Genomic DNA, 6,943 nt, shown 5'->3' on the forward strand with positions numbered 1-6,943 from the left:
GCCATATATTGGGGGCGCCACTTTGGCGTGGCGATGGCAGCGCCGATCTGCGCGGCGGCATTGCCGTGATCGGATGTGTCGATGAAGATGCCGGAATTGCCGAGCACCTCATGGAACACTGGTGCATTGGGCGCAACGACAGGCAGTCCGGCATATTGCGCTTCCAGAAGCGGCAGGCCCAGGCCTTCGTCATGAGACGTACATAGAAAGATATCCGCCTGATCGAGCAGGCGGGTGACATTCTCTGCCGATTGATAGCCATGCAGCGTCACGCCCGGCATGCGCTCCAGCGTCATCCAATCGTCGCCCCAGCCCTTGCGACCGACAATGTCGAGTGTCGCGCCGGGAAAACCGTGCTGGCGCAGCGCGCCGACGATATGGCCGGCGGTGACGAAATTCTTGCGTGGCTCGACAGTGCCGAGTGCGACGACGCGCAGAGGTGACGCGCTGACATCGCGCGCATCGCGACCTGTCGACTGCAGATTGAACACGTTGCGCACGGGCGGGCGATACAGCGTGATCTCGGCATCGGAGCGCGTATAGGCGCTGATCTTGCGCAAGGTGTCGCGCGAATTGGTGAGAAAGCGCGGATAGTGCTTGAGCGCCATCTTGAACGGCGCTGCCATATAGAGTTTGGCGCGGATGTTCAGGTCGGCACTGCGCGTGATCAGGAAGTCGTCGTGGATATAGGGCAGCACGCGCTCTGCGAATGGCCGCAGCAGCGGGCTCGGCGGAAAGCCGGGGCAGAGCAGCAGCGCGCTGGAGGCAGCGAGGCGCGCGGGCAAGCCGATCGTCTGTGTGGTAATCATCTGGCGGGTGCCGCTGGATGTCACCGGCGTGACATCGAGCGGCTTCAGCGCGGCCTCGGAGAACAGTTCCTGGGTGATGCGTTCGAGACCCGTGACATGGCGGCCGAGATGGGTGTGATCGACATAAATGGTCATGCGAACTCCTGATCCCGAATCATGGGGGGCCGCGAACGCATCCGTGGCGGCGGCACGGCCGGCCGCTGATCACGCGGCAGCAATAGCGCGATCAAGAGCACCAATTGCGCCAGTTGAATGTTCTTCGAGGAAAAACTGACAGAACTTGCCGCGATCATCAGGATCAGGAGCAGGATGGACCAAGCCGCGGGGCTGGACCGCCGCATCAGTTCGATGGCGAAACAGGTGAGGCCGAGCGTGATCAGCACGGTGTGGACCAGGCCGAACTGCACGATGCAGGACACCCAGAAATTCTCGATGCCATAATTGAGGCCGAGCTGGGATTGCAGCGCATTCACACGCACGGGACTTGGCCCGAGCACGAGTTCACCCCACTGGAAATGTGACAGCATGTCGAACGTCGCGACGCGGGCCATGGCGCTGCCTTTATCCGACGAGAAGCGCAGCAGCATCTTGTCGAAAATGCCGAGCGAGTAGGCGGCAAAGACAAGACCGGCGGCGGCGAAAATGAGGCAGATTGCACCGACGGCCACCAGCAGCGGCACGCGCTTGCCGCGAATGAGATGATAGGCCTCGATCATTCCCATGATGGCGAGCACGGTGAGCACCGTCATCAGCGCCGTTCGCCCGCCGAAGGCCATCAGCGAGCCCAGCGCGAAGGTGATGAGCGGGATCCGGATGATCAGCGGCGGGCACACTGCCGGCCGCAGCACCAGCGCCATGATATAGGCGGCGACGATGCCGGATGCGGTGAGGGGATGGCCGAGCAGCGCGGCCGAGCGCCATTCCCCCATCACCACGATGCTGCCGAGCGTCAGCGGCACGATGCGATGGCCGGAGGCGAATTCGTAATAGCCGATCACGATGTTCAAGAGCATCGCCGCATGCAGCGCCCAGATCAGAGGCTTGCGCTGTTGCGGCGTCAGGCGCCAGATCAGGAGGCACAGCAGCACCGGCAGCAGGAAGGTGTCGATGATCACCGTGAAGGGGCGATCGAGCACGAACATCTGCATCAGCAGGGCGAACCAGCAGAACAGATGCACCAGCAGCAGCTTTGCATCGGAGAAGGCGCGATTGATCTCGCCGATCGGATCGCCGCCGCGCATCAGCAGCAGCAGCGTCGCCATGAAGGTCAGAAAGGTCGTCGGGTGCAGCTTGTGGAGGAAGTTGCCGCCGGAGGTGAGGTACTTGACGCCCATATTGGTCAGCACGCTCCCGGACAGCGTGAAGACGGTGATCATCGCCAGCGTCAGCAAGCCGATGATCGCCACATTGATCAGTTGCGTGACGTCCGGCAGCGGACGTCGCTGCGGCACGCGCGCGCCGCCGACCGCGGCAAAGGCGCCGTGACGTTGCAGGTGATGCGGCGATGCGGATCGGGTCAGCGTCACCGGGCTGCCCCCGCGGTTGCGGGGACACCATAAGGCTTGAGGTAAGCCGAGCTGCGATAATAGTCGTAGAAGCGGATCTTCGAGAGATCGACCTGGGTCAGCACGGTGCCGAGCAGGCGGTCATGCACGGGGCCGAGCAGTTCCATCGTGTGCTGCACGACTTCGCGCGGCGTCTGGTCCCAGGCCATGGCGAGCAGGATGCGATCGGCGAGTTCGGCCAGCGCGCGGCCATCCACCAACGGGATCAGCGGCGGCGAATCGATGATGATCAGCTCGTAATGCGATTTCAGCCGGTCGAGAATCTCCACCATCTGTTCGGAGAACATCAGCTCGGTGATGACATCGACATCCTTCATCGCCGGCGATGGCAGGATGGACAGGCCGCTCGACCGGTCGAACAGCAGCGCATGCTCCAGCGGCACCTCGCCCGTGGCGACCTGGAACAGGCCGGCATCGGCGTTCGGGCAGAGTGCGCGGGTCATGCCGGGATTGCGCAGGTCGGCATCGATCAGCAGCGTCTTGATGCCGAGCGTCGCCAGCGACAGCGCGAGATTGCCGGCAAAGGTGGTCTTGCCTTCGCTTTCGAGACCGGAGGTCACCAGCACGGTCTTCACCGGCGCGACTTTCCGCGCGCGCTGGATCGAAAGACGTACCGCGCGGATCGCCTCGGCGAAGAACGTGCCGGGCTCCTCGATGGCATAGCGCATGAGCGGCGGCTGCAACGAGGCCGGTAGCAGCCGCATGGTGCGTGGATCGTAATTCTCCAGATCCTTGCGGCCGCGCTTGGCGCGTGAGGCAAGTTCGCGTGCACCGATGGCGGGCAGTGCGGCGAGGGCAGGCACGCCGGTGATGCTCTCGGCCTGTTCGAGCGTCTTGATCTTGCCGTCGAGATAATCGGTCAGGAACGCCAGCACGGTGCCGGCGCCGAGGCCGAGCAGGATGGCGAGGCCGAGAATGAGTTTCGACTTCGGTGCCGACGGGAACAGCGGCACGGTCGCGTTGGATACGATGCGCGAATCCGGCAGCTCGAGGCTTTCCTGCGCCGTGGTTTCCTTGGAGCGCGCGAGATAGGATTCATAGAGCGTACGATTGGCTTCCGCCTCGCGCTGCAACTCATGCAGGCGGACCAGCGCCTGGCTCGACGTGGTGGAGACGCCCTGCAGCTTGTCGAAACTGTCCTGCAGCGACGCCTCGCGGGATTTCGACACCTCGTAATCGTGCTTGGTGCTCTCGACGATGCGGCGCAGCTCTTCGTTGATGAGCTTCTGCGTGTCCTTCAGCTGCGCGCGGGTATTCGCCACCAGCGGATGGCGCGGGCCATATTTGCTGGTCAGATCGGCATCGTTCTTGGCGATGTCCGCATATTGCGCGCGCAGCTTGCTCACCATGTCCGAGGACACGGCGGCATTCAGCCCGCCGGCATCGGCGCCGGATTTCGACAGCTGCTGCACCTGATCATATTTGGCGCGCGATTCCGCGGTTTGCACCCGGGCGGCGATCAGCTTGTTGTTCAGGTCGGTGATCTGCTGGTCATTGACCGTGACGCCCTGCGCCACCGACAGATTGTTGGCCGCGCGATAATCGGCAACCGCTTTCTCCGAGACGACAACGCGGTTCTTCAGGTCGTCGATCTGGCCGCCGAGCCACTTGGCCGCGATCTTGGTCGAATCATATTTGGCGCGCACCTGCTCGTCGAAATAGGCAGAAGCCACCGCATTGGCGATGGTCGCCGCCTTGGTCGGCGATTCCGAGCTGACGGCGATATCGACCAGGAAGGTCGTGCCCTGTCGCACCACTTTCATGCGCTGCTGCAGCATGTCCACCGCATTGGCGCGCGCGATCTCTTCGGGGCTCAGTCCGCCGGACTGTTGCGGTCCCTTGAAAAGGCTCTTGAACAGGTTCTTGATCGGATCGAGCAGGCCGGGCTTCGGCATGAACTCGGGATCCTGCGTCAGCTTCAGCTTGTCCACCACGCGCTGCGCGGTCGCCACCGACTGGATCAACAGCGACTGGCTTTCGATGGTCGCGTCATCGGTGCCGATATTGGTCGGCGTGGTCTGGTTGGTCTCGATCATGGTCGCGCGGCGCGGATCGACCAGCACCGTGGAGACGGCCGTATAGAGCGTCGTCGCCATCATCAGATAGACGAGCGCGACGCCGGCGAGTGCTGCGGCCGGCGCCAGCGCCACGCGCCAGCGGCGGCGCAGGATGCGGGCCATCTCGCGCAGATCGACGGTCGGTGCCTTCCAGCCCTCGACGGATGTCGGGACCGGATCGGACGCAGGATAGGCCTGATCAAAATTGCGCTGTAACATTGATCCCTACCTGGTGCTTGTCGTAGCTGAACAGGGGCACATTGCTGTCGCGCGATGTGTAGCGGTGATAGGCCGAGATCGCGCTGAAGCGGTTCATCAGATATTTGACGCTGGCATTGGTGCTGGTGACGTTGTCACGGCGATCCTGGCCGAAGAAACTGTCTTTCTCGTAGCCGGCGGAGGCGGACAGCACGACATTGCGCAGCAGCTCATAGTCGGCGCCGATCTGCACGGCATTGGCGAGCACGCCGGTGGACGACGTATCGGATGTCTGCGTCACCAGCTGCTCGGCCTTCACATGGATGTCGAGCATCCGCGTCGGGCTCCATGTCAGCTTGGCGCGATAGGAAGGACCGGACACGGTGCCGATCAGCGGATTGTCGAAACGCTGCTCGACATAGCCGCCGCCGAACTCGCCCTTCACCAGCCGGCCGAGACCGACGGTGAAGCCGGACAGCACGCGATAGCCGGTGGAATCGATGGACGAGCCGGGAATGCCGCGCAGGTCGCGCTGATTGCCCTCGGCGCCGGCGAACCAGCCGAGCGAGGGCGAGAACGCATAATCGACCCGGCCATGCACCGCATAGATCTGGCCGTCGCGTGCGCTCTGGTCGATGATGCTGCCATCCTGCGCACGCGCGGTGCCGAATTCATACGAATCGACGCGGGCGCCCACCGAGGTGGTGAGCCGGCCCCATTCCTTGCGCAACGTGAGGTCGCCGGAGAACAGGTTATAAGGTGTCGGCGTGATCGCATTGGTCGGCGAGCTCAGCGAGCCCACGCCTTCATTCAGATGTGCGATCTGGAAACTGCCGAGCACCACCATGTCGTGGGCCACATCGAACCAGCCGGCGCCCTTCAGGCTCGCATTGGTCTGGTCGAGGCTCGAATACTGGTTATAGACCGTGGTCTGCGAATTGAGCTTGAGATCGATGCCGTGTCGTTCCCACAGCGTATGCGCGCGCAGGCTCGGTTCGATCGTGGCCGCGATGTCTGCATTCTTCTGCGTATTTGAAGCAAACACATTGCTGTCATACAGCGCGCCGGTCATCAGCGATGGATTGAACATCCACGAGCCGTGGCGGATGCCTACGGGCTCGTAGCCTGCATGCTGCCGTCCCTTCACCGGGGTGTCTTCCGGCGCGATTGGCTCGCCATTGCTGTCGCGGGTGTCGCGATGCTCGAGCTCCGGCAGGGCGGATGGTTCGAAAATGCGCTGCGCGTTCCACGGCGAACCGAGGGGATCCATGGTGTTCTGGATTGCTTGCGCATGCCCGGGCGAGGCGATGCCGAGCAGGACCGCAGCCGCGGGCAGAATTGTAATGACAGGGAGTGGCGCCAGACGCGGGAGCCGCATGGCAAGAGTCGCGCGCCATGCGCGTGTGCGCATCGCGTTCGCGTCCTCGTCCATTGCTGCCGGCGAACATTCCATCACGCATCCCTTGCGAAGGTGTCAGGCCTTCGCGACCGAACTGTCGTCGAGTTGATTTGCCGCTTAGAAGTTCATCGCCGAGCCTGCAAAACCGGCAAGTCCATGATGAACAAAGCGCCCCCGCTAGCTCACGCTCAACACACGTTTGATGAAACGGCCCCTTTCGCTCGTCACAACGCTGCATGCGAAAGTTAGTTCATCGCACTGCACAAGAGTACGCAGCGCAAAGAGACGAGACTATGGCAATGCAACAGTGATGCCGGTTGCCACGGGTCGGGTGCTACTCATCAACAGAGAATGGTGAGAATGAGATGAGATTTAGAAGTATCGTTCCGGAACGCGCACATTGTCGCCGGGATAGATCAGTACCGGCGCGTCCATCGGATAGATTTCTTCCACCGTCGATCCCGAGCGGCGCAGATACACTTTGCCTTCATTGGCGCGGTAGGTGTATCCGCCGGCGGTTGCCACGGCATCGAGCACGGTCAGGCCGACTCGATACGGATATTCGCCACTCTTCTTCACTTCGCCCAGAATATAGAAGGGACGATAGGCGAGCATCTCCACATTCACGCGTGGATCACGCACGATTCCCTTGGCGAGGGCTGCGGTGATGTTGCGCTCGAGCTGCTTGGTCGTCATGCCCGCGGCTTTCACCTGGCCGGCAAGCGGAATCGACACATTGCCATTGGCATCGACTTCATATTCGCCCGTGATATCAGGCTCGCCGTAAACCTTCAGCCGCACGCGGTCACTGGGACCGAGGATATAGGCACCGGATGGCGATGCCGCGGAAAGACGCTGTTGAGCTGAAGCGCTCGGCGCGTGAAGACTGGCTGCACCAAGCGTGAGCAACGACAG

At 62.5% G+C, this 6,943-nt stretch carries 5 protein-coding genes; all 5 read right to left on the reverse strand.

Annotated features, from left to right (window positions below):
* The coding region (locus ACIQ17_RS29065; RefSeq protein WP_398472892.1) for a glycosyltransferase at positions 1–944 on the reverse strand (944 nt) is incomplete at its 3' end.
* Positions 941–2,335 (reverse strand): VpsF family polysaccharide biosynthesis protein, encoded by a 1,395-nt coding sequence (locus ACIQ17_RS29070; RefSeq protein ID WP_398472893.1) that lies wholly within the window; start codon positions 2,333–2,335, stop codon positions 941–943. The genes ACIQ17_RS29070 and ACIQ17_RS29065, both read right to left, overlap by 4 nt.
* Positions 2,332–4,650 (reverse strand): polysaccharide biosynthesis tyrosine autokinase, encoded by a 2,319-nt coding sequence (locus ACIQ17_RS29075; RefSeq protein WP_398472894.1) that lies wholly within the window; start codon positions 4,648–4,650, stop codon positions 2,332–2,334. Before ACIQ17_RS29075 ends, ACIQ17_RS29070 begins: the two co-directional genes overlap by 4 nt.
* Entirely contained in the window at positions 4,631–6,007 is a 1,377-nt protein-coding gene (locus ACIQ17_RS29080) for an outer membrane beta-barrel protein (protein WP_398472895.1), read from the reverse strand. The genes ACIQ17_RS29075 and ACIQ17_RS29080 overlap by 20 nt, the downstream gene beginning before the upstream one ends.
* A gap of 393 nt (positions 6,008–6,400) precedes the next feature.
* Positions 6,401–6,943 (reverse strand): polysaccharide biosynthesis/export family protein, encoded by a 543-nt coding sequence (locus tag ACIQ17_RS29085; RefSeq protein ID WP_398472896.1) that lies wholly within the window; start codon positions 6,941–6,943, stop codon positions 6,401–6,403.

Origin of the sequence: Tardiphaga sp., from assembly GCF_044340795.1 — a bacterium.
Classification (GTDB): Bacteria; Pseudomonadota; Alphaproteobacteria; order Rhizobiales; family Xanthobacteraceae; genus Tardiphaga.

Excerpts from the sequence above, each read along its gene's own strand:
- ACIQ17_RS29075 (WP_398472894.1), bottom strand. The coding sequence starts at position 4,650 with ATGTTACAGCGCAATTTTGATCAGGCCTATCCTGCGTCCGATCCGGTC.
- ACIQ17_RS29080 (WP_398472895.1), bottom strand. The coding sequence starts at position 6,007 with ATGCGGCTCCCGCGTCTGGCGCCACTCCCTGTCATTACAATTCTGCCC.